Annotated in this window: 23 protein-coding genes; 12 read left to right on the top strand and 11 right to left on the bottom strand. The window is 55.9% G+C overall.

The window, feature by feature from the left end; genetic code table 11:
* Positions 1-252: 252 nt before the first annotated feature.
* Both QZJ86_RS18915 and QZJ86_RS18910 read right to left on the bottom strand, forming a co-directional pair.
* Positions 253-1,338: a helix-turn-helix transcriptional regulator gene (locus QZJ86_RS18915; protein WP_301672056.1), complete on the bottom strand. Its 1,086-nt coding sequence runs from the start codon at positions 1,336-1,338 to the stop codon at positions 253-255.
* A 281-nt stretch (positions 1,339-1,619) separates the two neighbouring features.
* Positions 1,620-2,690: a helix-turn-helix transcriptional regulator gene (locus tag QZJ86_RS18910; RefSeq protein ID WP_301672055.1), complete on the bottom strand. Its 1,071-nt coding sequence runs from the start codon at positions 2,688-2,690 to the stop codon at positions 1,620-1,622.
* 557 nt (positions 2,691-3,247) lie between these two features.
* Between QZJ86_RS18910 and QZJ86_RS18905 the strand changes: the two genes are divergently transcribed.
* The 5 genes from QZJ86_RS18905 to QZJ86_RS18885 all read left to right on the top strand — a co-directional run bounded on the left by QZJ86_RS18905 (position 3,248) and on the right by QZJ86_RS18885 (position 8,492).
* Positions 3,248-4,195, top strand: a complete 948-nt coding sequence (locus tag QZJ86_RS18905) for a hypothetical protein (protein ID WP_301672054.1) — start codon at positions 3,248-3,250, stop codon at positions 4,193-4,195.
* A 55-nt stretch (positions 4,196-4,250) separates the two neighbouring features.
* Positions 4,251-5,303, top strand: a complete 1,053-nt coding sequence (locus QZJ86_RS18900) for a hypothetical protein (protein ID WP_301672053.1) — start codon at positions 4,251-4,253, stop codon at positions 5,301-5,303.
* A gap of 27 nt (positions 5,304-5,330) precedes the next feature.
* Positions 5,331-6,941: a hypothetical protein gene (locus QZJ86_RS18895; protein WP_301672052.1), complete on the top strand. Its 1,611-nt coding sequence runs from the start codon at positions 5,331-5,333 to the stop codon at positions 6,939-6,941.
* 356 nt (positions 6,942-7,297) lie between these two features.
* Positions 7,298-7,879 carry an NADPH-dependent FMN reductase gene (locus QZJ86_RS18890; RefSeq protein ID WP_301672051.1) on the top strand — a complete coding sequence of 194 codons (582 nt, stop codon included), beginning with the start codon at positions 7,298-7,300 and terminating at the stop codon, positions 7,877-7,879.
* 1 nt (position 7,880) lies between these two features.
* Complete coding sequence (locus QZJ86_RS18885) at positions 7,881-8,492, top strand: hypothetical protein (protein ID WP_301672050.1); 612 nt, start codon at positions 7,881-7,883, stop codon at positions 8,490-8,492.
* A gap of 109 nt (positions 8,493-8,601) precedes the next feature.
* On the opposite strand, the gene QZJ86_RS18880 is transcribed toward QZJ86_RS18885, so the two are convergent.
* On the bottom strand, positions 8,602-9,387 hold the full coding sequence (locus tag QZJ86_RS18880; RefSeq protein WP_301672049.1) for a sterol desaturase family protein: 786 nt from the start codon (positions 9,385-9,387) through the stop codon (positions 8,602-8,604).
* On the opposite strand from QZJ86_RS18880, the gene QZJ86_RS18875 reads away from it, so the two are divergent.
* Positions 9,386-10,513, top strand: a complete 1,128-nt coding sequence (locus QZJ86_RS18875) for a GlxA family transcriptional regulator (RefSeq protein ID WP_301672048.1) — start codon at positions 9,386-9,388, stop codon at positions 10,511-10,513. The genes QZJ86_RS18880 and QZJ86_RS18875 overlap by 2 nt on opposite strands.
* A gap of 22 nt (positions 10,514-10,535) precedes the next feature.
* Here QZJ86_RS18875 and QZJ86_RS18870 read toward each other — a convergent pair whose 3' ends face one another.
* Entirely contained in the window at positions 10,536-10,880 is a 345-nt protein-coding gene (locus tag QZJ86_RS18870; RefSeq protein ID WP_301672047.1) for a helix-turn-helix domain-containing protein, read from the bottom strand.
* Positions 10,881-11,095: 215 nt separating this feature from the next.
* On the opposite strand from QZJ86_RS18870, the gene QZJ86_RS18865 reads away from it, so the two are divergent.
* Positions 11,096-11,401, top strand: a complete 306-nt coding sequence (locus QZJ86_RS18865) for a hypothetical protein (protein WP_301672046.1) — start codon at positions 11,096-11,098, stop codon at positions 11,399-11,401.
* Positions 11,402-11,452: 51 nt separating this feature from the next.
* Here the strand turns inward: QZJ86_RS18865 and QZJ86_RS18860 are convergent, their stop codons facing one another.
* From QZJ86_RS18860 to QZJ86_RS18845, 4 genes are all read right to left on the bottom strand, one after another.
* On the bottom strand, positions 11,453-12,253 hold the full coding sequence (locus tag QZJ86_RS18860) for a hypothetical protein (protein WP_301672045.1): 801 nt from the start codon (positions 12,251-12,253) through the stop codon (positions 11,453-11,455).
* 70 nt (positions 12,254-12,323) lie between these two features.
* Entirely contained in the window at positions 12,324-13,376 is a 1,053-nt protein-coding gene (locus QZJ86_RS18855; RefSeq protein ID WP_301672044.1) for a MerR family transcriptional regulator, read from the bottom strand.
* Between the two features lie 78 nt (positions 13,377-13,454).
* Positions 13,455-15,251, bottom strand: coding sequence for an ATP-binding response regulator (locus QZJ86_RS18850; RefSeq protein WP_301672043.1), 1,797 nt, complete (start codon positions 15,249-15,251; stop codon positions 13,455-13,457).
* A 4-nt stretch (positions 15,252-15,255) separates the two neighbouring features.
* Positions 15,256-15,900 carry a response regulator transcription factor gene (locus QZJ86_RS18845; RefSeq protein ID WP_301672041.1) on the bottom strand — a complete coding sequence of 215 codons (645 nt, stop codon included), beginning with the start codon at positions 15,898-15,900 and terminating at the stop codon, positions 15,256-15,258.
* A gap of 707 nt (positions 15,901-16,607) precedes the next feature.
* Here QZJ86_RS18845 and QZJ86_RS18840 point away from each other — a divergent pair.
* Complete coding sequence (locus QZJ86_RS18840) at positions 16,608-17,045, top strand: hypothetical protein (protein ID WP_301672040.1); 438 nt, start codon at positions 16,608-16,610, stop codon at positions 17,043-17,045.
* 234 nt (positions 17,046-17,279) lie between these two features.
* Here the strand turns inward: QZJ86_RS18840 and QZJ86_RS18835 are convergent, their stop codons facing one another.
* The 3 genes from QZJ86_RS18835 to QZJ86_RS18825 are packed head-to-tail and all read right to left on the bottom strand — an operon-like array spanning position 17,280 to position 18,648.
* Positions 17,280-17,909, bottom strand: a complete 630-nt coding sequence (locus QZJ86_RS18835; RefSeq protein WP_301672039.1) for a DUF998 domain-containing protein — start codon at positions 17,907-17,909, stop codon at positions 17,280-17,282.
* Between the two features lie 45 nt (positions 17,910-17,954).
* Complete coding sequence (locus tag QZJ86_RS18830; protein ID WP_301672038.1) at positions 17,955-18,251, bottom strand: ATP-binding protein; 297 nt, start codon at positions 18,249-18,251, stop codon at positions 17,955-17,957.
* A 4-nt stretch (positions 18,252-18,255) separates the two neighbouring features.
* Positions 18,256-18,648, bottom strand: a complete 393-nt coding sequence (locus tag QZJ86_RS18825) for a hypothetical protein (RefSeq protein WP_301672037.1) — start codon at positions 18,646-18,648, stop codon at positions 18,256-18,258.
* Positions 18,649-18,834: 186 nt separating this feature from the next.
* Here QZJ86_RS18825 and QZJ86_RS18820 point away from each other — a divergent pair, with 186 nt between their 5' ends.
* From QZJ86_RS18820 to QZJ86_RS18805, 4 genes are all read left to right on the top strand, one after another.
* A complete protein-coding gene (locus tag QZJ86_RS18820; protein ID WP_301672036.1) occupies positions 18,835-19,707 on the top strand; it encodes an Lcl domain-containing protein in 873 nt (290 codons plus the stop codon).
* A 30-nt stretch (positions 19,708-19,737) separates the two neighbouring features.
* The gene (locus tag QZJ86_RS18815) at positions 19,738-20,334 is read left to right on the top strand and encodes a hypothetical protein (RefSeq protein WP_301672035.1); all 597 of its coding nucleotides are present in this window, start codon (positions 19,738-19,740) and stop codon (positions 20,332-20,334) included.
* A 50-nt stretch (positions 20,335-20,384) separates the two neighbouring features.
* Positions 20,385-21,215 carry an alpha/beta fold hydrolase gene (locus QZJ86_RS18810; protein WP_301672034.1) on the top strand — a complete coding sequence of 277 codons (831 nt, stop codon included), beginning with the start codon at positions 20,385-20,387 and terminating at the stop codon, positions 21,213-21,215.
* 264 nt (positions 21,216-21,479) lie between these two features.
* Positions 21,480-21,950, top strand: a complete 471-nt coding sequence (locus QZJ86_RS18805) for a hypothetical protein (protein WP_301672033.1) — start codon at positions 21,480-21,482, stop codon at positions 21,948-21,950.
* Positions 21,951-22,007 lie beyond the last annotated feature (57 nt).

The raw sequence follows: 22,007 nt of genomic DNA, 5'->3' as shown, positions 1-22,007 counted from the left end.
TCAAATTTCGGCACATCCGCTCCCTTGCCCGCCGGGAGAGGTCCGGGGTGAGGGGATCAAAAAACCGAAATTTGAATTGCGATGACTATAACGCCCAGGATGAATACAAAACAAAGCGTGTTTCGGACTTAGTCTAATCGCTAGAAAAATGCATTTCGCCCTCCTGGAGGAGGGTGAAATTCGCGACTTTTTCGTGTAAGTTCTGCGGTAGCGTATCTGTGATCCGGAAACTGCAAACCCAATTACCTTAGGTCATGCATGACCAAAGGTCAGCAGCTTTGGCAGCAATTCCTCGCGCTGATGAATATCCAGTTTGAGGTAAATCTTGCCAATGTGATCCTTGAGCGTGGTCGGCTTGATATGCAGGTGGCTACGGATCTGCTCTGGTGCCAAGCCCTGCGCCAGCAACAGGGCGACTTCCTTTTGCGTTGGCGAGAGCGGCGAGAGGTGCATAGCCCGCAAAATTTTCAACGCCAGCGGCTCGCGATGCTCGATAGAGATACCGATCAAACCGTCCGGCTGCTGACCACAGCTGTCCAGCCAGTAAGCATGAAATAGAAATTGGCCGTTCGGTCCAGTGTGGCTGAAGGATGGCGGCGGCAACTCGTGGCCACGATAAATGCCTTGGAGGTTGCGGCACAATTCGGCCAACTTTACCAGCAAGCGATCCTGTTGACGCATCTCCGCCAACAACCTGGGATGTCGCGCTTGCTCTAGTAATCGCTTCGCTTCCGAACTCTGGTACAGAATGGCGCCCTGGGTATTCATAATCATCATACCCGACATGCCGTCCTGGCTGAATTCAGGGGCGGCGTCGCTGCCGACTCGATGTGCGTGAGCGACATAAGGCACCAGGCGCATCAGTTGAGCCTGATCCCGGTTTTCGAACGGCTTTTGGCTGCGTGGCCGAAACAAACCCACGATACCGTTGCTTTTCTTATCTAACGGAATGCGCGTAAACAAAAAATGATGCATGTCAAATTGTCGGTAAATCAGGTTGTATAAATCGGTCATATAAAACGATTCGTCCACGGCCCTGGGATGACTGATAGCCGGATAGCGGCTGAACCATGTCAGTAAGCGCTGTTGGCGTTGCGGGCTATGGAAATCGTTAAGAATGGACGGAATGATGGGCGCTAAATCGGCCACGTCGAATCCGGTTATGCTGTAGGTCGGACACAGCTGCTCGGAGTAGAAGGTAAAGATATTGCTGTTGGACGGAATCAGCATCGGCAACGCCTTGAGAAATTCGGCTATCGTTATTTCCCTGCTCAAGCCAGAGCAACAAATCTGGCGCAGATACGTCAAGGCATGACTTGGTTTTATAGGAGAGGCCATAGTAGTTCCTCCGCTTCTGCCTGTTTTTCAATCTAACGACCATGAAGCCTTTGCTGCGCCCCGACCCATGAAAGTGGTATCCCCGTGGTACGCGGTTGCTTGCCGGACAGGACGCCGTGAATACGTCCGTGTAGGCTCGACGGCGGCATCCTTGCCACCGATACCTGTCCAACAAGCAACCGCGCGCCATCCCAATTTTTTACTTTCACAGTTACGACATCGGCTATTTTGGTACGCAACTTCTTCTATGTCGGATGGATCGGGGCTGGCTCGTTACGCCGCTAACGCCCCATAACCAGCAGTTTCGGCACCAAATCTTCGCGCTGGTGAATATCCAGTTTGCAGTAAATCTTACCGATATGATCCTTAAGCGTGGTCTGCTTGATATGCAATCGCCCGCAGATCTGCTCGAGCGCCAGGCCCTGCGCCAGCAACAGGGTCACTTCCTTCTGGGTGGGGGATAGCGGCGATTCGCGCATTGCCCGCAATATTTTCAGCGTCAACGGTTGTCGGTGTTCGACTATCACACCGATCAGGCCATCGGCGTGTTCGTCGCTTTTGTCCAGCCAATAGCCGCGGAACGTAAATCGGCCGTTCGGCCCGGTGTGAGTGAACGAAGGCGGCGATGCTTTGCGGCCGAGATAAACGTTTTGCAGATTGCGGCACAGTTCGGCCAGTTTTGCCAACAAGCGATCCTGTTTGCGTGAATCGATCAATAGCCTGGGATAGCGAGCCTTTTGCAGCAAACGCTTCGCATCCGGACTTTGATACAGAATATCGCCCTGGGTATTCATGACCAGCATCCCCGAATTGCCGTCCGGGCTAAGCTCGAAGTCTACATCGTTGGCAGCCCGGTAGGCGTGAGTCAGATAAGGCAACACATGCAGTAATTGAGATTGATCCCTGCCGTCGAAGGGTTTCTGGTTGCTGGGGCGATATAAACCTATCACGCCGGTGCTGTTTGCATTCAACTGTACTCGCGCCCACATTAAATGGTGCATGTCGTATCGCCGAAAGACCAGGTTGTACATATCGGTTTGGTAAAACGCCGGTTCCATGACTCTGGGATCATTGATGGTCGGATATTGGCTAAAGCCGGCGATCGCGCGTTTTTGCCGCTCCGGTGTATGGTAATTGGCGATAATGTCGGGAACGGCGTCCGCCATGTCGGAAAGATCGAATCCTGCCAGATGGTAGCCGGGGCGCACCCCATCTTCACTGATCGTTAAGGTGTTGCTGTTGGAAGGAATCAGCATGGGCACCGCTCGCAGGAATTCGGTCAGCGCGACTTCGCGGCTCAGGCCGGAACAACAGATTTGGCGCAAATACGCCAGGGCATGACTCTGTTTCATAGCGTTCTTGAGGTTTTAGTGATTATTCTCGACTGCTAGCGGTCGTCCGTTGGCGTTATTCCTAAAATTCGCCACATCAATTAGTCCTCGGAATATTGGCATCAACCGCCTCACCCCGAGGGTGAAGCATTTTATGACACCTTCCATCCTAAAATGCCCTCCTCCAGGAGGGCGAAAACAGAAAGCTTTCCTTGTATCGTTGGCAGCACAGGATGCGTGTTTGGCCTGACATGCCGCTGCTTCGGCAGTGCGTTGAGCAAAATTGTAATGGCTAGTATCGGTAAAAGGGATTATGACACCAGTTAGCCTAGCGTCGAAAATGATCCGACGCTTTCTATTTTCTACTGTTCCGCACCTGTTGACAAGCCCGAGCAAACGAACGGCTGGCCTGTTGAAGATACTGTCTGTCTGAGTAGCGTTGTTTGGCCGCGATTCACGCGGGGTAAATTCCGATTGCCTGCTGGCGAGAATAAACAACGCTGCGTTGGTCGACGACTCGTGGGTTTTCGATATGCCGCATCGGGAAAGCAACATTATTTTTAATGAGGAGATATCCAATGAGTGCAGTCAATGCAGATGCAAATGGCCAAAACAGCGTTGCCGTAACCGGTAAAGCCACAGGAGAAAATTCCATCGGCGTCTATGGCAATGCCGACGTCCATGGACTCTACGGCGAGGGTGGCGCCAACGGCATTTTTGCGTTAGGGAAGACCTGGTGCGGCGTCGCCGGTTATAGCCAAAGCACCACCGGCGGCGTGGGCGTATATGGCGAGAATACCGCCGGCGGCACCGGCGTCATGGGAAAAAGCACGACCTGGCACGCCGTCGCGGGCTTTACCGATAGCGCGACGGGAGGCTATGGCGTCTATGGAGAAGGCGCCGGAGGTGTCGCAGGTGTCGGTAAGGCATGGATAGGCGTCTATGGCGAAAGCCATAGCACCAACGGCGGGTCGGGTGTCTGGGGCGAACACAAAGGCAACGGCACCGGGGTGTTCGGCCTCAGCAGCACTGGAGTCGGGGTTTGTGGCAAGGGCGGCAGATTGGCGGGTTACTTTGAAGGCGACGTTGAAATCACCGGCGATATTCGTTTACTCAATGCCGATTGCGCCGAGGATTTCGACATCTGTGAAACCGAAAACGTCGATGCCGGCACCGTGATGGTGCTGGGTGAAGAAGGCGTTTTATACCCCAGCCAGCAAGCTTACGACAAACGCGTCGCCGGGGTCGTCTCCGGGGCGGGTCAATACAAACCCGGCATCGTGTTGGACAAACAGGACACGGGCAAACTGCGCAAGCCGATCGCGCTGATGGGCAAGGTGTATTGCAAGGTCGATGCGGAATATGGCGACATCGAGATCGGCGACCTGTTGACGACCTCGCCCACCCCCGGTCATGCGATGAAGGTCAGCGATCCGCTGAAAGCCTTCGGCACGGTGATCGGCAAAGCGCTGCGGCCATTTTCGGAAGGACAGGGCATGATTCCGATACTGATTTCCTCCCAGTAATTTTTTGATTGGCTTAAACAAATCCCACAATGTGGCAAAAACGGAGATTAACAAAATGACTACCACTCTACAGCTGGACAGCGAATTAAATTCAACAGCACAACCGCTCAAAGATCAGAGCGGCAAAACCAGTTCGCTAAACCTATCGACCGATAGCATAGGCATAGGTACCGCTACGCCTAAGGCCAAATTGCATGTTACGGCCGACATCATCGCCGGCAGCGATAAGAACGGCCAAAAGTTTTTATTTCACAGCAGAACCAACGGTGGCGGCGATTTCCTGCAGATAACAGCGGATGATGCCAATGGCAACTGGCAGTTTGATAAAGGGCTCACTTTCGTGCGGTCAACCGGCAATTTCGGCATCGGCACGACGAATCCGCAAGCAAAATTGGATGTGACGGGCAATATCGCGCTGAATGGCAGTGCCAATACCGACGCATTTTTTAACATCGCGCCTTCGGATGTCAGTCCCAATGCCGGCTACATTCGCTTTGGCGACAACACCGGCTGGAAATTGCATTTTGCCCGTTCTCGCGAGTCCAGCCAAATCAATGGCACACCGCTCAATACCGGGGCAACCGGTGTGCTGATGACGGTTCAGGACAACGGCAACGTCGGTATCGGTACTACGAATCCGACCGAAAAACTGGAAGTCAACGGCAGCATCAAAACCAACGGCGACATTTTGCTTACCAACGCCGATTGCGCCGAGGATTTCGACATCTGCGAAACAGAAAACGTCGAAGCCGGCACCGTGATGGTGCTGGGTGAAGAAGGCGTTTTATACCCCAGCCAGCAAGCTTACGACAAACGCGTCGCCGGGGTGGTCTCCGGGGCGGGGCAATACAAACCCGGCATCGTATTGGACAAACAGGACACCGGCAAACTGCGCAAGCCGATCGCGCTGATGGGCAAGGTGTATTGCAAGGTGGATGCGGAATATGGCGACATCGAGATCGGCGACCTGTTGACGACCTCGCCCACCCCCGGTCATGCGATGAAGGTCAGCGACCCGCTTAAAGCCTTCGGCACGGTGATCGGCAAAGCCTTGCGGCCGTTCAGCGCCGGTCAAGGGCTGGTGCCGGTACTGATCGCCTTGCAGTAGTCATCTAAAAAACTCCAGGAAAATACCATGCCTAATCTACGCAGCTCGGGAAAAATAGTAGGTGCTTCGGTCAGCGTCCGTAAATTGGCCAAGCAATACAAAGTGCCGCAACCGATTTCGTTGCGAAAGTTGATCGAAGCATTGGGCGTGCGCGGTAGCCCGGAAATCCAGTTTCAATTCGGCACCCACAATCTGTCCTTCGGCAACTTCTCGGATGGCGTGCCGGATTGGGGCACTTTCAAGGAAACTTTCGGTGGCTCCGAGGTGTATCATGAAGCGTTCGACCCCATTTTCGGGCATCCGATTCTGACTTTGGCGTTCTTCGAACTGTACAAATATTATCTGAAAGGCACCGCCAACGGTGGCTTAGCCACGGGTTTTTGCACATCGCTGGCCAGTCTGGTCGCCGACAGTTTCTGGACCGGCCGGGCGGACACCTACAGCATTACCAAGGCCAGCGTGCATAAGCAATTGACCGCCGTGCACGGCAAGTTGCTCAGTCGGGAAAGCCTGCTGTATTTTCACGACCAAGGGGTAGAAGGGCTGGCTCGCGTCGAGCGAAGCTGCCGGGAAATCGAAACGATTTTTCTACGAGGATGCACGCGTAAGTCGGCGCCATTGTTGTTCTTCATCCCGGCAGGAGGCATATTGAGCGGCGATTACTTTGACAAGCTGGGAAAATCGCATTGTGTGATGCCTTATCGCTTCGCCTATCCGCCCGGCCATCCGGGACCGCGCCTGGCGCCGGACGGCAGAACCACGGTCGGCGACCTGGATAATGTCGAATTGTACGTCTGGGATTGCAACCACCCGGAAAGCCCAAACTGCAAGCTGGTTTTTAAAAACAACGGCGGGCGGCTGGATTACCAATATTTCGCGGCTTCATCGACTGCGCTGTTCAGCAGCCAGGATGGTATTACCTTGGGGATGATGACCAACGGCAATTATATGCTGGCCGATCACGACATGCCGTTCAGTGGGACGTTGGGCTTCACCAACTTCATCCTGGATTTTTTGCTGTCGCCGGCCGACTTGCAGATCACCGATGCCAAGGGTTTAAAAACCGGCAATTTTGACGGCAAGATCTATGCGGAGATTCCCGGTAGCCTGCCGTGCTATCTGGTGCCGAAAGCCTATTTGTTGCCCAGCGACGCCGCGCTCGAGCGGCGCATCGCCGGCACCGGTCGCGGCCGATACACCTACAACTCGATCACGCCGGACGGCGGTTCGGTGGTGTTGCAGGGCTTGACGACGGCGGCCGGGCAAGTCGATGTATTGTCGATGAATCCCGATCAAACCGAATTGCGTTTTACCCCGGCCGTCGCCAAGAAGTTCAACATGACGGTGGCCAGGCGCGTCGGTGATCAGGTGCGGGCGATGGTAATCAGCGGTATTGGCGGCGATCGCAACGCGGAATTTCGTTTTAATACCTCGACGGAGCTCGGCTTTGCCAACCTCGTCAACACGGGAGGCAACCGTAAGGTTGGAATCCAGACCATGGTGCTCGATAAGCAGGGAAAACTCACGCAAAAGCCGCGAGTGACCAGTGTCAATATGTCCGCGAACAGCGAACTGACCATGGAAATGCTGGACTGGAACTTGCTGGACAATAGTGTACCGGTGGTCAGGAAACATTAACCTTAATCTACCAAAATCCCATTCATCCCGAGATTTGGAAAATGAATGGGATTTTGCGGACGAATCTGATAGCTGGAGCCGTCACAAACCGTGATAAAACCGACTCTGTCGGCGAGCAGCCTGGCATTTATGCGAATGCGCCAGCATTCCTGGGTTGTCGGTGCGTAATCCGATGCGGGGAGGCTTAAATGGGTTGCGAGAATCACTAGAGGTGTTAGAATGGCCGCCGGCATCCCGTTTGCCAAGGAAGGCGAGCGCGCCAAGGAATTTTTGCGCTGCTGTTCCCGCGCAGGCTGGTTTAATGGCGCTGGCGCGGGAATCCGTCAGTAGAGCCAAACCAAGTTTCCCAATATTCAATGAATCAAACCACAGCGAGTCCGGCGAGAATTTTGGCTATTTCCGGCAGCCTTAGAGTCGCATCGATCAATTCGGCTTTACTAAGAGCCGCCGCGCGACTGGCGCCACCGGCCATGAGTATTGCCCTATGCCCGGAAATCGGGGCGCTGCCACTGTTCAATCCCGATCTGGAATCCCAATTGCCGAGCAGCGTGGCCCGATTTCGCCGCGCCGTAGGCGAAGCCGATGCGCTGCTGATCGCCAGTCCGGAATATGCCCACGGTGTGACCGGCACGATGAAAAATGCGCTGGACTGGCTGGTTGGGGATGAGTATTTTGCCGGCAAACCAGTGGCCGTGTTGAATGCCTCGCCGCGCGCATATCATGCCGATACGGCGCTACGGGAAACCCTGCGGACCATGTCCGCCGTGATCGTCGAGCCGGCATCGGTTGTCATCCCACAACTTGGCGCCAATCTCGACGAACACAGCATCGTGGCTTTGCCGGAAGCGGCCGCAGCCATCCGCAAGATGTTGGCGGTGCTTTCTAGTGCGATTGCAAGCGATATCGACCTGAAGAGAGCCTCTATTCTGGAGTCTTGATATGAACACAAAATGTGCGTGTTTGTTGGTTGCGGCCATGTTGTTTTCGAACACTGCGCGCGCAACGTTGATCGACTTTGACGACGGTGTGGCGGGCGATATTATCGATGGCCGCTATGTTGATCGAGGCGTCAGGTTTGCCAATGCGGTACGCGTATCCAATTTCGGGCTCAATGGTTTCTCTGGGCCTTATGGGATTAGTGCCATCGGCGCTTTTCAATGGCTTAGCGATAATCCGATCGTCGCCTATTTTTCGAAGGCGGTGACCGATGTCAGCTTCGTCGGCATTGATGTTGGCGACAACGGTTTGCGGCTGGATGCCTATGATGCGGAAGCTGGCGGTAATCTGATCGATTTCGCGCAGGTGTTCGGCGAAAATCTGGGTAACAATCAGTTTTTCATGTTGGCGGTCAATGCCAAACTGATCAAACGGGTGGAGATTTATCAGATCCAGCAGGTTTCCATCGACGGCATCGTCATCGAGGATCTGCGATTCTCGGCGGTGCCGCTACCGGCTTCCGGATTATTGATGGCTATTGGTCTAAGCGGTTGGCGTTTGTTAAACCGGCGAAGTCAGCAATGCTTGCGGATTGATACCAGTCTGAATGCGTAATCGCTTCTGGGTCGTCCGGGCCAGATATCTGCTTTGGCAGAATTGAAAGATTTTCATAAAAACTCCTGATATGTCGTCTGTGGATTAACGCCTCAACAGCGCGGGTCATTCACGATCCGCTGCGATGGAGCGATAGGGGCATGGCTCGCGGCTGGGTCACGTCGCGCATCAGCAACATGTCCCACACTCGATTCGATGCGCCGGGGTAAAAACCGGTCTGCTCGGCAAAATCCGCCGGATTGCGAAACGTGCCGAACAAAATGTCGAACAACGGCAGGTCGGAATAGTTGCCGGCATGTACGCCAAGCTGATGGTGCAGGGAATGGCTTTCCGGCCGTTGCAGCAGGTAGCCCAACCAGCGCGGCGTGTTGACGTTAGTGTGCTGAAACACGCTGCAAAACGTCGTCGCATACAGTATCCAAATTGCCGCTTGCGGCGTAATGCCGATCAGCAAAGTCAACGTCAAACTGGCAAGCACCGTCCAGCCCAGCATGTCGAGCGGGCTGAACCAGAACGCGCCGTAACTGTCCAGCCGCTCGGCGCTGTGGTGCCACTGGTGAAAGCTGCGCCACAAGCCGCTCGAAGTATGCATCGCCCGGTGCCAGAGGTAAACGCCGAATTCGTACAGCAACAATCCGGCCAGCGCGCCGTAAACGTCGCCGAGGCCGGTCAGGTCGAACAGTTGATACGGCAACAATTGCTCGTTCCATAGCAAGGGCAGATACGACGATAATAACCAGTAGCAGACGAACGCGGCGATACCGCGCCAGCGCCAATCTGGCACGGTCGGTAACGGCCGCGCCGGTAGCAAGGCTTCCCAGGCTATCAGCAGCGCGTACAGCGCAAACAGTGTTAGCGAAATCGGGTCCAGCAATAATTCGATAGGGGTAGGCATGGCGACACACTCGATTGATTCCAACATGGGCAATACCTTAGCCCAAGCCGACGCACCGGGCCATCGCCAAATCGGCGCGAAACCCGCCGAATCGGCCACGGCGCCGATACCGGTGGCGATTCTGGTATTTCCAGCTGCCAGCGCGTCGGTGATTTTCGGTTTGTACGATTTATTACTGTCGGTAGGTCGGGACTGGCCGTTAATCGTCAGCGGCCAAGCCGGCCCGCAGGCCATCCGGCCACTGCTGGTGGCCGCCGACTCAGGCCCGCTAACTGTCTGCAACGGCATTCCAGTGTCGATCGATTACGCGCTAGCCGATTGCCCGCCGGTGGCAGTGGTGTGCGTGCCGGAAGTCAACATTCCGCCCAGCGAGCCGATGGCCGGCTTGTTCGACCGGGAAATCGCCTGGTTGACACAGCGCTATCAAGTCGGCGCTACCTTAGCCGCTTCCTGCTCCGGGGCGATGCTGCTGGCGGAAGCCGGTTTGCTGGACGGCCACGATGCCACCACCCACTGGGCCTATTGCGCGACATTGCGGCAGCGCTTCCCAAAGGTCAACGTGCACGGTCAACGCTCGCTGGTGTGTTCCGGCGATGGCCAACGCCTGATCATGGCCGGCGGCGGTACTTCCTGGTTGGATCTGACCTTGTTTCTGATCGCGCGGCTGGTGTCGGTGGAAGCAGCGATGCAGGTCGCCAAGTTGAACCTGATCGATTGGCACCAGATCGGCCAACAACCTTATGCCCGGTTGGCGCAGACTCGCCAGGTCGAGGATGCGCTTATCGCGCGTTGTCAGGTTTGGATTGCAGAACACTACCGTAGCCATGCGCCGGTTACGGCGATGGCCCGGCTCAGCGGCCTCGGCGAGCGCAGCCTGAATCGTCGCTTCAAAGCCGCGACCGGCTTGTCGCCGTTGGAATATGTACATACGCTACGTCTGGAAGAAGCCAAGCAGATGCTGGAAGCCGGCGACCAGCCGGTCGAAACCATCGCCCGCGATGTCGGCTACGAAGATGCCGGTTTCTTCAACCGGCTGTTTCAACGCCAGGTCAAACTGACGCCGGCCCAGTACCGCAAGCGCTTTCGCGGTTTGCGGCTGTCGTTGGACGGGCCGGCTCGAGGATAAATCCAAGCCGGCCCGGCACTAATTATTCGGCGTCCTGTACGAAACGGGGCAAACTGAATTTTTTGCGGTAGTCCCCCGGCGCCACACCGGCGATGCGTTTGAACAAACGGCGGAACGAAGCCGAGTCTTCGTAGCCGACCAGCCAGCTAATCTGTTCGACCGTGGCGTCGGTTCTTTCCAGGCGGCGTTTGGCATCTTCGATGCGCAGCTGCTGCACGTATTCGATCGGCGAGTAGCCGGTGGCGTCTCGGGAAGGGCCGACAATGTCGACTTGAAACGGCGAGGTTTCCGGAACGGTGTCGTGGTAGCCACGCAACATCGCAAAGGCGTTCAAAACGTCGTAAATACCGCTGAGCGTTGAAAACATCGCAGCAGGGATCGCGACGATACTGACATGAATCTTGGCCGTGCTGAAAACCTAGCGCCGGGCCCTGCCCTAGCATAAATGAAGCAAACCTGGCCATTTTGCCACTCGCAGGGCTACGTTAAAAGCCGCGCATATGCGCTTCGAAGTCGCACACGCCCACAAATACCCGAAGACCCGGCTTCGATCTGATCTGCTTTTTCGATTGCTTGCACGACATGGGCGATCCGCTGGGAGCGGCCAAATATGCCGCCGAAGCCCTAGCTCCGGGCGGCACGGTGATGCTGGTGGAACCTTACGCCAACGACCGGGTGGAGGACAACCTGAATACCGTCGGCCGGCTGTTTTACGCCGCCTCCACGACGATTTGCTGCGCCCACTCGTTGTCAGAAGACGTAGGTCTGGCTCTGGGCGCACAAGCCGGTGAAGCGCGCTGGGCCGGCATCTTCCGCGAAGCCGGTTTCAACAGTCTGCGCCGGGCAGCGGAAACGCCGTTCAACCTGATTTTGGAGGCCAAAGTGTAGCAAGTTGCCCGATGAGATGAGTCAATCCTATCGACAGCGAACCGATCATGGTCAACCTTGCCCAGCCACGCAACGGCGTAACCGGTCGCGCGCTGTCAATCCGTGTTGCCATTCGAGATGAATCACTGATTTACCGTCGATAGCAATATCGAAGGATTGCTGGTCCGTCATGTTATCCAATAGCGCTTGTATGGTCGGCACCGCCAGTACGATAGCGCCGACCTTGCCGTTTGGAGAGGCATAGTTGAAGGCGGTTACCGTTTGCGGCTGGCCGTCCGCTTGATCCAGCGTCACTTTGATGGTGCCGACCGCTTGGGGGCTGGGAATATCCGGTCCCCAAAAAGTCATCAGCGCGCCTTTATAGTCGCCATCCGGGCCCGACAACACCAGCGCGCCCTTCAGATTGGTATACAGCGCGCTGCAACCTTCACCCGGACGCGGCGGCTGACCGTTTTGCTGATATTGCCACATGCCATTGCCCATGGCTTTAAGTTCCGGGTCTTTGTTGAGCGCGGTATGTAAGCGGTCATAGCCCATGGACATTGCTTCCAGCACCGAACTCATCGCGCCGATACGCGTTTGCAAGGGATCGGCGCGCGGTGCCGGTGGCGCGTCGGCAACTTCGCTGGAATCGTCAACATAGTTAATATCTTCTTCGCAGACCGGCATCGCGGCGACGCCATGCGAGCCGCCCGTGATGCCCAGCTGAACTTCGCCGGGCCCCGGCCCGTTGGGACAGATATAAGACGCCTGCGCGCCGGCCGGCAAACCGGCCATAGCCACCCAAGCCGCCGGCAAACAGGCATATATCCATCGAGCAGCCAGCTTGCGAACCTGATTGTTTAGGGTCATGAATACTCCGTCAGTTAAGAGAAAATAGCGATTGATCGACAGTATCTTGCGGTCGAAGCGTTGGTTCCGGTCAGGCCTTACCGTTCCCTGGTATTGGAGCTTGATGCAGTTCGGACATCGCCTGATATACGTAGGCCAACAATGGCTGGTCGATAAACGTGCCGAAGAACAGATAGGGTTCGGCCTGATGCGCGGCGCGAATTTTGGCATGGGTGTCCGGATTATCGCCGGCGTAGGCGCGGAACAATTCCAGCCAGGTCCGCGTCAACTGTTGCATCCGTGGATCGTTTGGCGGTGTGCCATCTTCCCTATGCTGGCATATCGCGGCGATCAACGGCGGCCAGTCGTCGGTGCGCTTGCCGTAGTTTTCGCGCATGAAGCTAAATTCGTCCGGTGCTAGGTATTTTTCGTAGATCGTCAGTTTGGTCTCGATGAACGCGCTCTGGACGTAGGCGACAAGCTCCGGCGTCACGCCGGTTTTACTTTGTATCGACGGTTCGCCGTACATCATTGCGTTGAGCTTGACCAGCAGCCGAGGATCGCCTTGCGTGTCGCGCACCAGCATGCTTATCCATTGCGTTGCCAACGTCTGGGCCTTGGCGCTTTCCGGCGCGAGCCCAGCCCGCATTGCTTCGTGCACCGATTTAACCAGTGCCGCCCATTCGCCGGCGGTGGAGGTTTCGTCTATATCCAGTAGCGGCAAGCGCTTCAAATCATTGGCGGAAAAATATTTATCGTACATGGTCATCATCTCCAGCGTGGTTAGCCAATCGGCAAGCTCCGGCTCTTCCCCGCGCGTCAATTGCAGTTGCAGCCCATGCAAGCGGTCGCGCAAGGCTTTACTTTGCGCGATCTGCTGGTCCAACGCGTCAATCTGCCGTTCGACGATAGTCGCGAGATTCAGTCCGGGGTTTGCCAAAATGTCTCCGATAGCGGCCAGCGACAAACCAAACCGCCGTAAGGCTTGAATTTGATGCAATCTGGAAATGTCGGCCCGGTTATACAACCGGTAGCCGCTATCGGAACGCGCGGAAGGCTTAAGCAAACCGATGCTGTCGTAGTGATGTAAGGTACGGACCGTCAGTCCGCAACGTTTGGCGAGATCGCCCACTTTAAGCAACATGGCTTAGCTCCTTCCTTATGCGTGCCGCTAGCATAGAGCGTGACGTTGCGTGAGGGTCAAGGGCCGGAGTAGCATCCATTAGGAATAGTCAGAAGCTAACGCCGGCAACAACCTGCTAAGCAGGGCGTATAAGGCCTCCGGGTCCAACGGCTTGTGCAAGACCAGATAACCTTCCTGCTCGGCTTGTGCCAGGGCTGGCGAATCGAATTCGCCGCTGATCATCGCCCCGGCGGCGTCCGGGCAGCGCTCCAGCAGGGCCTGCAACAATTCGAAACCGCTTTCGCCGGCGCGCAGGCGCTGGTCGCAAAAGATGGCCTGCGGTTCGAAACCGGCATCGAGCAACGCAAATGCGTCGTTGGCGGACGCGGCGCAAGCCGTTTCCACGCCCCACGAGTTCAACATGGCTTGCCAGGCGTTGCGCACTTGCGGCTCGTCGTCGATCACCAGACAGCGGCCGCTCAGCGTTTCGCTACGGCCGGCCGGCGCAAAGTCCCGGTTGCGCGCCACCGCGCGCCGCTCCGCGATCCGCGCGGACGGCAGCCGTAGCCAAAACCGCGAGCCGCGTCCCTCCCGCGAACTCAAACCCTGGCTGGCGCCCATCAAATCCGCGCAGCGCGCTACCACCGCCAAGCCCAAACCGTGGCCGGCGTTGTCGATACGCCAGGCATGTTCGGGGCGGAAGAACGGCGAATAGATGCGTTGCCGGTCGTCTTCGGCGATGCCGACCCCGGTATCCCAAACCTCGAACTGCCAATCGCCGCCCCGGCGTCGGGCCGCCATCAACACGCCGCCGCTTTGGGTATAGCGCAAGGCATTCTGCATCAGGTTGATCATCGACTGGCGCAGCAATAGCGGATCGGCGCGCACCAAGGCTTTGCCGGCGCTGGCGCGCACGCGTAGCTCGATCTGGCGGACGCGGGCTTCTTCCCGAAACAGCGTCGCGACGTCGTTCATCAAAGAGTCCAAGGCCACGGTTTGTAGATTGACCGGCTGGGCGCCCAGCTCGATTCTGGACAAATCCAATAGCGAGTTGAACATCTGCGTCACCGACTGCACGCTTTGCCGCAAATCCTGCAAGGCTGGGCCCAACAGTAAATCCCGGTTGCGGCGGGAAATGGATTCGATCAAAAAGCCCATGGCATGCACCGGCTGGCGCAAGTCGTGGCTGGCCGTGGTCAGAAACTGGTTTTTGGCGCGTAGCGCGGCTTCCGCTTGTTCCTTGGCGGTCCGGTAGCCTTCTTCCAGCAAAATCTGTTGCAGAAAAAACCGGTGTACCTGCACGGCGTGTTTGTAGATAGACAAGATGAATAGCGCGGTCAACGGCATTACGTAAGGCCAATGGATGGGAAACACCCAAGGTATCAGCAAGGTGGCGAGCCCCCAGCCGACCGCGAAAAAACGTTGAAAACAACTCAACATCGGCGATTGGTGGGTGGCATTGCCGGCCATGATCGAAGCGCTGGTCACCAGAAACAGCATCGCAAACTCGAAGGGATAGTCTCCGCTGCACATAATCATCACCGGTACCGACAGGCTGAATCCGTACAGTATTGCCAGAGCATGTACCTTGGGTAGCCAATAACGCATCGCCCGTTCGGCGCCGAATTGCGCGCCATCGCGCCGATAGCGGCGGAACAACAGACGGACGGCCAGCGCCACCAATGTAAAAATACTGGCCCAAGCCCAAAAGGCGCGAGCATCCCGGTCGAGTTGATGCAGCCAGACAATAAACGGTGCGGCGACCACGGGGATCAAACCAAAACCGAAGGCGATACGCCCGTAACTTAAGTCCAGTAGGCGTAGTTGACCGTTCGGACTTATGTCCGATAAGCAAACCGCTCCGTCTTGGCGGGGACTAGAAAAAAACTTTTCCATTTCGCTATTCCAACCTTCTGCCGCGCAGCTTGGTAATCACTTCTATCCGGTTGCGCACGTCCAGCCGCTCCAGAATGCCGGTGACGTGTTCCTTGACGGTTTGCTCGGATAGCGATAGGTTCAAGGCGATACGTTTATTGGGCAAGCCCTTCAACATCATTGCCAGCACCTGTCCCTGGCGGGCGGTCAGGCCCAGTTCGGCGGCGGTGACCGGCAATTCCTTGTTCGGAAACTCGCGCCCGGCGAACTTTACGCCGCCATGAAACCAACTGTCGCCCTGCAACAGCGCGGCCACCGCCCGACCGAAAACCTCCGGCGACTCCTGTTTATGCAGAAAGCCGTCTGCCCCCGCTAGCCTTACCTTGTCTAGCACCGCAGCGTCGTCGTCGGCGCTGATGGCTAATAAGCGTGTGGTCGGGCATCGCTGCTTCAACTCCACCAGCAAGCTTAGTGATGCGCCGTCGGGTAACCAGAAATCTACCACCGCCAATGACAGCGGCTTGGCAGGGTCCAAGGCCACCCAAAACTCGGCGACGTTAGACACCGAGCGCGCTGTGCCAAACCCGCAATGGGAAAGCAAAAAGTCCGCAATGCCGCTGGCCGACAACGGATGATCGTCTAAAACCAACGCGCTAGCCGAATTTGTCACACTCAACTCTCCCTAATGGTCGATAACCTGGTTCGCCATTTTCCGCCGAACCAGACTATCGCTAAAACATGTGAAATGATTACATCTTAACAAACAGCCTGCGCGTCCTAACACCCTACTCCGGTAGGGTTCCGCCGCCGTGCCGCGCTTCCGATAATGTCGCTCAGTCTTATAGCCGTTCGTCAGGTTCCCGGGCGTTTGCATCCGTTCAAGGTTTTCATCGGTGTGAGCTCGCAAGCCAGCTAGGGGGCGGTTTTTACCCACCATTTAACTCGATCTATGATTCTTGCTCAGTCGAAACCCATCTTCCGAGACCAACACGCTGTTTAGCTTTACGTTACAAGACCGACTTATCATTTTTAGTATGAATAGCATGGCCGTTCGGAGCCGAATTGCCGGGAATACTGCCGTGTTTCAAAGCGGACAAAATCGCCATGCCGGTTCCGATGATTGAAACAGCGCAGCACAGGTTTGCCTTATGCCTGATCGTGTCTTTGTTGATACATCTTGGGCTAGTGTTGGCGTTGACCGATATATTTCGACCGAGGAAATCGGCGGGCCGGTTGCCGGATCGGTTGACAGAGCTATCAGTGGAATTCAAGATTCTACACTTCGCGGAAAAAGGCAGGCAAAATCAGTCGCCGCTAAGTTCGCCATCTAGGGCGGCCGGAGACAGGTCAAGGGCGCAACCAAAGCCGACACCGATTTTGACAGATCATGTCGACTCCTCGGCACGGCAAGCGATCAACGTTGCACCGCAGACCGATAAGTCAGCGAATCCCGTACATCCGGAGTCTCCCAGACTCGACCTATCCAAGGTATTAGACGATATGCGTCAAGTCGCCCGAGAATCGGCTGAACATGAAGGGGAGCACAAGTTCGATCGCCGCAAATTGGCAGTTGCCCCGGAAAATCTTAAGGCACCGGATAGCAGGCCTACGGAAGAAACGGAAACCTATACGCTTCCCAACGGTTACCAGCGCCGATGTGTCGCCAAAGCGGATGGCAAAAAGCAATGCATGAGTAAAGAGGCGGATGATGACAGTATTTGGAACGCCAAGATTTATTTACCGGACTCGCCGCCATCCGACGACAAATCCATCGAATTCGCTCGACGCCTACAGCAGGCTGTCGGGAAACATTAGTGCTATCGATCGGCTTGATGAAAATGCATGACTTTAGGCGCATGTGCCATTTACCGACTTTCTGTAAATCGAAGCGCTTTGCTTTGAATATATTTTAGTGTTTCAACCGAGAGCGGCTTCATTCCGCCAACGGCTATCTGTCGCCGGTCAATTACGAATTGAGGTACCCATAAAAAACACCTTGCTTGAGTCAAGTTTGTGTAACGTTTGGTGCATCTTGCGCCATTTATTCGGTCACTTCACGACTTCAATGCGGTCAATGTAGGGGCCGGCCAATTGCACAGCGCTGGCTAACGTCAGCCAGCCGAACAATACTCCTTCGGCAACGCGTTGAATCAGGCCTCTGTAGTCCGCCAGACAAGGGATGGCAAGCAACACCAGAATCGTCAGTACCAGTGCGCCGGAAATTTTCAAAGGGATTGCGATGCCAGAGCCTGGAATGCGCCCAAACAGCAGCAAGCCCAAACCGCCTCCCAGGTATTCAAGCGCACCGAACAGGTTATGAATTTGCTGGCGCCAGGAGCCGATCAGCGGAGAGCCGGGATCGCACGGGAATAGCGCACAAAATACATAAGCCGTTCCCACCCAGGAAAATGCCAGTAAACCCCGGCGCAGACCGGAGTGCTTCTTGAGCATTCGGTACTGGCAAGCCAACGCAAGCCATTGCAGCAAACCCACCGGCAGGAAAAGTCCGTAATTGATTTGGTCCGCCAATGGCGTTCCGAACGCACCCAATTCGCTGATGGTCTGGCGCACGGCGTCGTAGTTGGGTAGCGTTTGGGCATAGTGCCAGTTACCCCAAGCCAATAGGCCCGAGGAAGCCAGCCCCAGCCACGCGGTATGGCTGCTACGAGCTAATTTCATTTCTCTTGGCTACCCCTGTCAGCGGATCGGATGGCAATAGCCGGCTCAGCAGAGCATACAAGGCCACCGGATCCAACGGCTTGTGCAATACCAGATAGCCCACCTGCTCGGCTGGGCCAGGGCCGGCGAATCGAAAACTCGCCGCTGATCATTGCCCCGACGGCGTCCCTCCCGCGAACTCAAACCCTGGCTGGCGCCCATCAAATCCGTGCAGCGCGTCACCACCGTCAGGCCCAGACCGTGGCCGGCATTGTCGATCCGCCAGGCATGTTCGGGGCGGAAGAACAGCGAATAGATGCGTTGCCGGTCGTCTTCTGCGATGCCGATTCCGGTGTGGGGCATTACTTCAGCATTTGCCGGCGGCTTTTAGTAACGCATTGCAGCTTGCTTTGTTGGTTTTTCCTGCATCGCTCGATCCCTTGGTAAAATCCGTGCACATGGCATCCGCCCCGCTTGCCATCCCCCAAGTCGCGAATTTACCGAACCCCGACGGCTCTAAAATTTCACATTTAAAGGTGGCCCCATCGTTCGTTTTAACGGTGTACTGCATGCCGTTATAACCAGCGGGCGCTTCCGTTGCCTGTGAATTAGTGATTGTGAAGTTGCCAATTTCACGGCCAATCGCCATTGATATTTTGCCTTCGGCTTTGTTGCTTCCTTGGGCGGGAGCGTTATTTGCCGTTGTTGCGCAGCCGGAAAGTACCAACAAGAGCGTTACCGTCAGAAATTTTTGTACCATTTTTGCTTCTCCAACGCTCCGAGTTAAAGAAACGCAGGGCATAGGAGCGTGAAGATATGCCTAACGTCGAGTTGCGGTATCAAGCCGCCAAACTAAGTGTCCAGATGGTTGTTGATATATTAGTCGATTGCCGGCGCTGGTCGATTTTTCTGCTGTTGACAGAACTAAATCAGACCGGCTCAAAACATGCAAAATAATTACATCTTAACAAACCGCCCGGTCGTCATGACACCCTACTCCGGTAGGGTTCCCAGTCTGCATCAGCCTTCCGATAATGCGCCCAGCCTTGGAGCCGTTAGTCAGGTTGCCGAGAATTTGCATCCGTTCAAGAGCAGCATTTTGGAGAAAATGATGAAACGTAACATTTTATGCGCCGCGTTGTCGGCGCTCGGCACGCTGGTGGCCGGAAGCGCGCAAGCCCAGTTGTTCGACCGCGGCGGCGGCCTGATCTACGATAGCGTGCAAAACGTCACCTGGCTGGCGGACGCCAATTACGCCAAGACCAGTGGTTTTGATGGCGACGGCGCCATGAGCTGGCAAGACGCGACGGCATGGACCGAAGGTTTGGTCTACCAAGACACCGTTCGTAACGTGAGTTACGACGATTGGCGCTTGCCCAGTATCCATGACCTGGGTTCTCCCGGTTGTAACTTTGGTTCTAGCGGCACCGATTGCGGTTACAACGTGGCCACGCAAAGCTCGGAAATCGCCCACCTTTTTTATGTCAGTCTTGGCAATAAAGCGTTCGTCGATTCGAATGGACAGGCGCAAGCCGATTACGGCCTTATCGATGATCCGAATAACCCAAACGACGAAAGTCTGTTTGCCAATTTCCAGACCAGTTTCTATTGGCTTGCTGACAGCCATGCCAATTCCACCAGCGACGCTTGGCGCTTCAAACTGACGAATGGCTTGCAAGATTATGGAAGTAAAAGCTTTTTCCTATATTCCTTGGCGGTGCGCGACGGCGATGTGGCGGCAGTGCCGCTGCCCGGTGCGGTCTGGCTGTTCGGCAGCGCCTTGTTCGGCTTTCTTTTTGCAAGACGCCGTAGCGCGTAAACCCACTTCGTCTATCAAGAGGAAAATACCATGAAATTATCAGTATTGGCCGGCGTCTTGGCCGCTTCCTTAACCGGCGCGACAGAGGCTCACGCCTCGCAAGTCGTCGTCACCTTCGAAGACATTGGCCCCAATGCCGGCGGACAGATTTACGACGGCTACGGCGGCATTTCCGGTTGGGAATCGACCGGTCAATGGAGCGATTACAGCGGTACCGACCGCAATCCAGCCTTGGGCGATTACTTCTTTCACGGCTGGGGCGGCGAACTGAGCTTCGATCAGGCTCCGGTGGTATTCGAAGGCACCTATTACAACCTATGGGGCTCTGACAGCCGAATCAGCTATTCGCTATATTACCAGGGCCAGTTGGTCTACAACGCACCGCTCGATCCGGCGAACCAGCCGATCGAAAGTTATTGGTTGGCGTCCGGCTATTCCGGCCTGGTCGACAAAATCTATTTTTACGGCAGTTCCGATGGTTTCGTCGTCGACAACCTGACTTATTCCACTGCCGCTCCCGTGCCGTTGCCCGGTGCCGCTTGGCTGTTCGGCGCCGGCCTGGTCGGTGTGTTGGCTCGCGGTAAGCGCCGGCAAAACCATCGCTCCCAGCAATTTACCCTGGAATAACCATCGTGAAACACACCCAACGCTAGTTCGACTGACAGTGGAAACGGCCGATGAAATTTAGACCGTCAATGTTAGCCGCTCTATTGATATTGCCAATCGCGCTAAGCGGCTGTGCCTCCACCATCCCGAACGTGACGATGGGGGATGTCGCCGGCCGGCAAGTGGAATTTGCGCTTAGCAAGCACGATACATTGCCGGTCGTCTTCGAAGCCGGGCTGGACGGCACTTTTGAGTGGTGGGAACAGATCTATCCGGAAATAGCCCAAACTGCCTCGGCGTTGGTCTATAACCGCGCCGGCTACGGTAACAGCGACGCGGTGGACGCGATGCGCGACGGCCGGCATATTGTCGAAGAGCTGCGCGGTTTGCTTGCCAGCCAGGGCCTGGCGCCGCCTTATGTGCTAGTGGGACATTCGCTGGGCGGTTTATATATGCAGTGGTATGCCCGGTACTATCCGCGAGAAGTGGCGGCCCTGATTCTGGTCGATTCGACTCATCCCGCCCAACTGAAAGGCCCCAGTGCTATCGAAAACTGGCCGGTATGGGTGCGCTTGGCGTTCCGCTTGCTGACGTCGGCCGCTGCCGAGCGAGAGCTGGCGGCGATCGATCCGACCGGCGACGAGGTGTTGGCGGCCCCGCCGTTTACCGGCGGGCCGGTGATTGTGCTCAGTGCAGCTCAACCCTTGGCGGATACGTCGGCGTTGGCCATCGACGGCAACCAAAAGCGTAAAGATATTGCGCGGCTTCATCCGGGGGCGATTCAACGCTGGGTAGATAGCGGCCATGCCATGCCGCTGGAGAAACCGGAGGCTATCGTTTCGGCAATCCGCGAAGTACTGTCGGCCGCGCCGGCTAACTTGGAACCGCGGGGGAAGGAGTGAAGCCGGCAAGTCCCGAACCGCACTGACCCTCTTTCGGCCGGGCACTGTACCACGTACGAGCGCGGCAAATACCCTCTACAAGAAGGGTGTTTGCGTTGAAAATTATTGTTACTGTTGACGCTCGAGAATTGGCCGCATAGCTTGAGGGCTAGCTCTGTTGGCGCCGATAGGTAATTTTAATCCGCCAAAAACGCCTGTTTATTTCTATATCGGGCGCTACTCGATTATTTCGTAAAGTAAATTCATCAACCTCAGGAGTATTCCATGAACGCAAAAAAACTTGCCTTGTTAGCGGCTATTCTAGTTGGACCTGTTTTGGTTCAGTCTGCGGCGGCGGCTCAGGCGCCAAATTATTATGAATGTAGAGGCGGAAATGTCAGTCTTTCGCTAACCGTGGGCAGCCAAGCGGAAGTCGGCATTCTACCGCCCAAAACCGCTCTCAATCTGCAGATCGGCCAGAAAGATTATCACTTCGAGGGCAGCGAAATTAGTACCGAATCGACGTTGATCGGCGATCTTTGGGAGGTTACTCTGGATTTTGTTGCCGATGCCCATATCGATCATGCGTCGGTGGTGATTCCGGAGATTGCGTTGGACGGCACGCCGTTGAAGTTCAAAAGTCAGTTGATTCTGACCCGAGTGGAGACACCTTTCATCCCCGCACCGTTCGTCGGTGTCGTGAATCCGTCGCGTTATATCGACATCAATTGCGCCGCTTCGCAGTTGTTTTTCTAGTCGCCCGGCCGACCAGGTAGGCGGAAACCTAGATCGCCGCTAAACGCCTAGGCGTTT

Origin of the sequence: Methylomonas montana (genome assembly GCF_030490285.1) — a bacterium.
GTDB lineage: Bacteria > Pseudomonadota > Gammaproteobacteria > Methylococcales > Methylomonadaceae > Methylomonas > Methylomonas montana.
The sequence above is the reverse complement of the archived record's forward strand: the minus strand, read 5'-3'. Positions and strand labels throughout refer to the sequence as shown.

Excerpts from the sequence above, each read along its gene's own strand:
- QZJ86_RS18875 (WP_301672048.1), top strand. The coding sequence starts at position 9,386 with ATGGCGACACACTCGATTGATTCCAACATGGGCAATACCTTAGCCCAA.
- QZJ86_RS18835 (WP_301672039.1), bottom strand. The coding sequence starts at position 17,909 with ATGAAATTAGCTCGTAGCAGCCATACCGCGTGGCTGGGGCTGGCTTCC.
- QZJ86_RS18820 (WP_301672036.1), top strand. The coding sequence starts at position 18,835 with ATGCAAAATAATTACATCTTAACAAACCGCCCGGTCGTCATGACACCC.
- QZJ86_RS18805 (WP_301672033.1), top strand. The coding sequence starts at position 21,480 with ATGAACGCAAAAAAACTTGCCTTGTTAGCGGCTATTCTAGTTGGACCT.
- QZJ86_RS18815 (WP_301672035.1), top strand. The coding sequence starts at position 19,738 with ATGAAATTATCAGTATTGGCCGGCGTCTTGGCCGCTTCCTTAACCGGC.
- QZJ86_RS18865 (WP_301672046.1), top strand. The coding sequence starts at position 11,096 with ATGGGCGATCCGCTGGGAGCGGCCAAATATGCCGCCGAAGCCCTAGCT.
- QZJ86_RS18855 (WP_301672044.1), bottom strand. The coding sequence starts at position 13,376 with ATGTTGCTTAAAGTGGGCGATCTCGCCAAACGTTGCGGACTGACGGTC.
- QZJ86_RS18900 (WP_301672053.1), top strand. The coding sequence starts at position 4,251 with ATGACTACCACTCTACAGCTGGACAGCGAATTAAATTCAACAGCACAA.
- QZJ86_RS18860 (WP_301672045.1), bottom strand. The coding sequence starts at position 12,253 with ATGACCCTAAACAATCAGGTTCGCAAGCTGGCTGCTCGATGGATATAT.
- QZJ86_RS18895 (WP_301672052.1), top strand. The coding sequence starts at position 5,331 with ATGCCTAATCTACGCAGCTCGGGAAAAATAGTAGGTGCTTCGGTCAGC.
- QZJ86_RS18850 (WP_301672043.1), bottom strand. The coding sequence starts at position 15,251 with ATGGAAAAGTTTTTTTCTAGTCCCCGCCAAGACGGAGCGGTTTGCTTA.
- QZJ86_RS18880 (WP_301672049.1), bottom strand. The coding sequence starts at position 9,387 with ATGCCTACCCCTATCGAATTATTGCTGGACCCGATTTCGCTAACACTG.
- QZJ86_RS18825 (WP_301672037.1), bottom strand. The coding sequence starts at position 18,648 with ATGGTACAAAAATTTCTGACGGTAACGCTCTTGTTGGTACTTTCCGGC.
- QZJ86_RS18830 (WP_301672038.1), bottom strand. The coding sequence starts at position 18,251 with ATGCCCCACACCGGAATCGGCATCGCAGAAGACGACCGGCAACGCATC.
- QZJ86_RS18810 (WP_301672034.1), top strand. The coding sequence starts at position 20,385 with ATGAAATTTAGACCGTCAATGTTAGCCGCTCTATTGATATTGCCAATC.
- QZJ86_RS18915 (WP_301672056.1), bottom strand. The coding sequence starts at position 1,338 with ATGGCCTCTCCTATAAAACCAAGTCATGCCTTGACGTATCTGCGCCAG.
- QZJ86_RS18905 (WP_301672054.1), top strand. The coding sequence starts at position 3,248 with ATGAGTGCAGTCAATGCAGATGCAAATGGCCAAAACAGCGTTGCCGTA.
- QZJ86_RS18870 (WP_301672047.1), bottom strand. The coding sequence starts at position 10,880 with ATGTTTTCAACGCTCAGCGGTATTTACGACGTTTTGAACGCCTTTGCG.
- QZJ86_RS18910 (WP_301672055.1), bottom strand. The coding sequence starts at position 2,690 with ATGAAACAGAGTCATGCCCTGGCGTATTTGCGCCAAATCTGTTGTTCC.
- QZJ86_RS18890 (WP_301672051.1), top strand. The coding sequence starts at position 7,298 with ATGAATCAAACCACAGCGAGTCCGGCGAGAATTTTGGCTATTTCCGGC.
- QZJ86_RS18885 (WP_301672050.1), top strand. The coding sequence starts at position 7,881 with ATGAACACAAAATGTGCGTGTTTGTTGGTTGCGGCCATGTTGTTTTCG.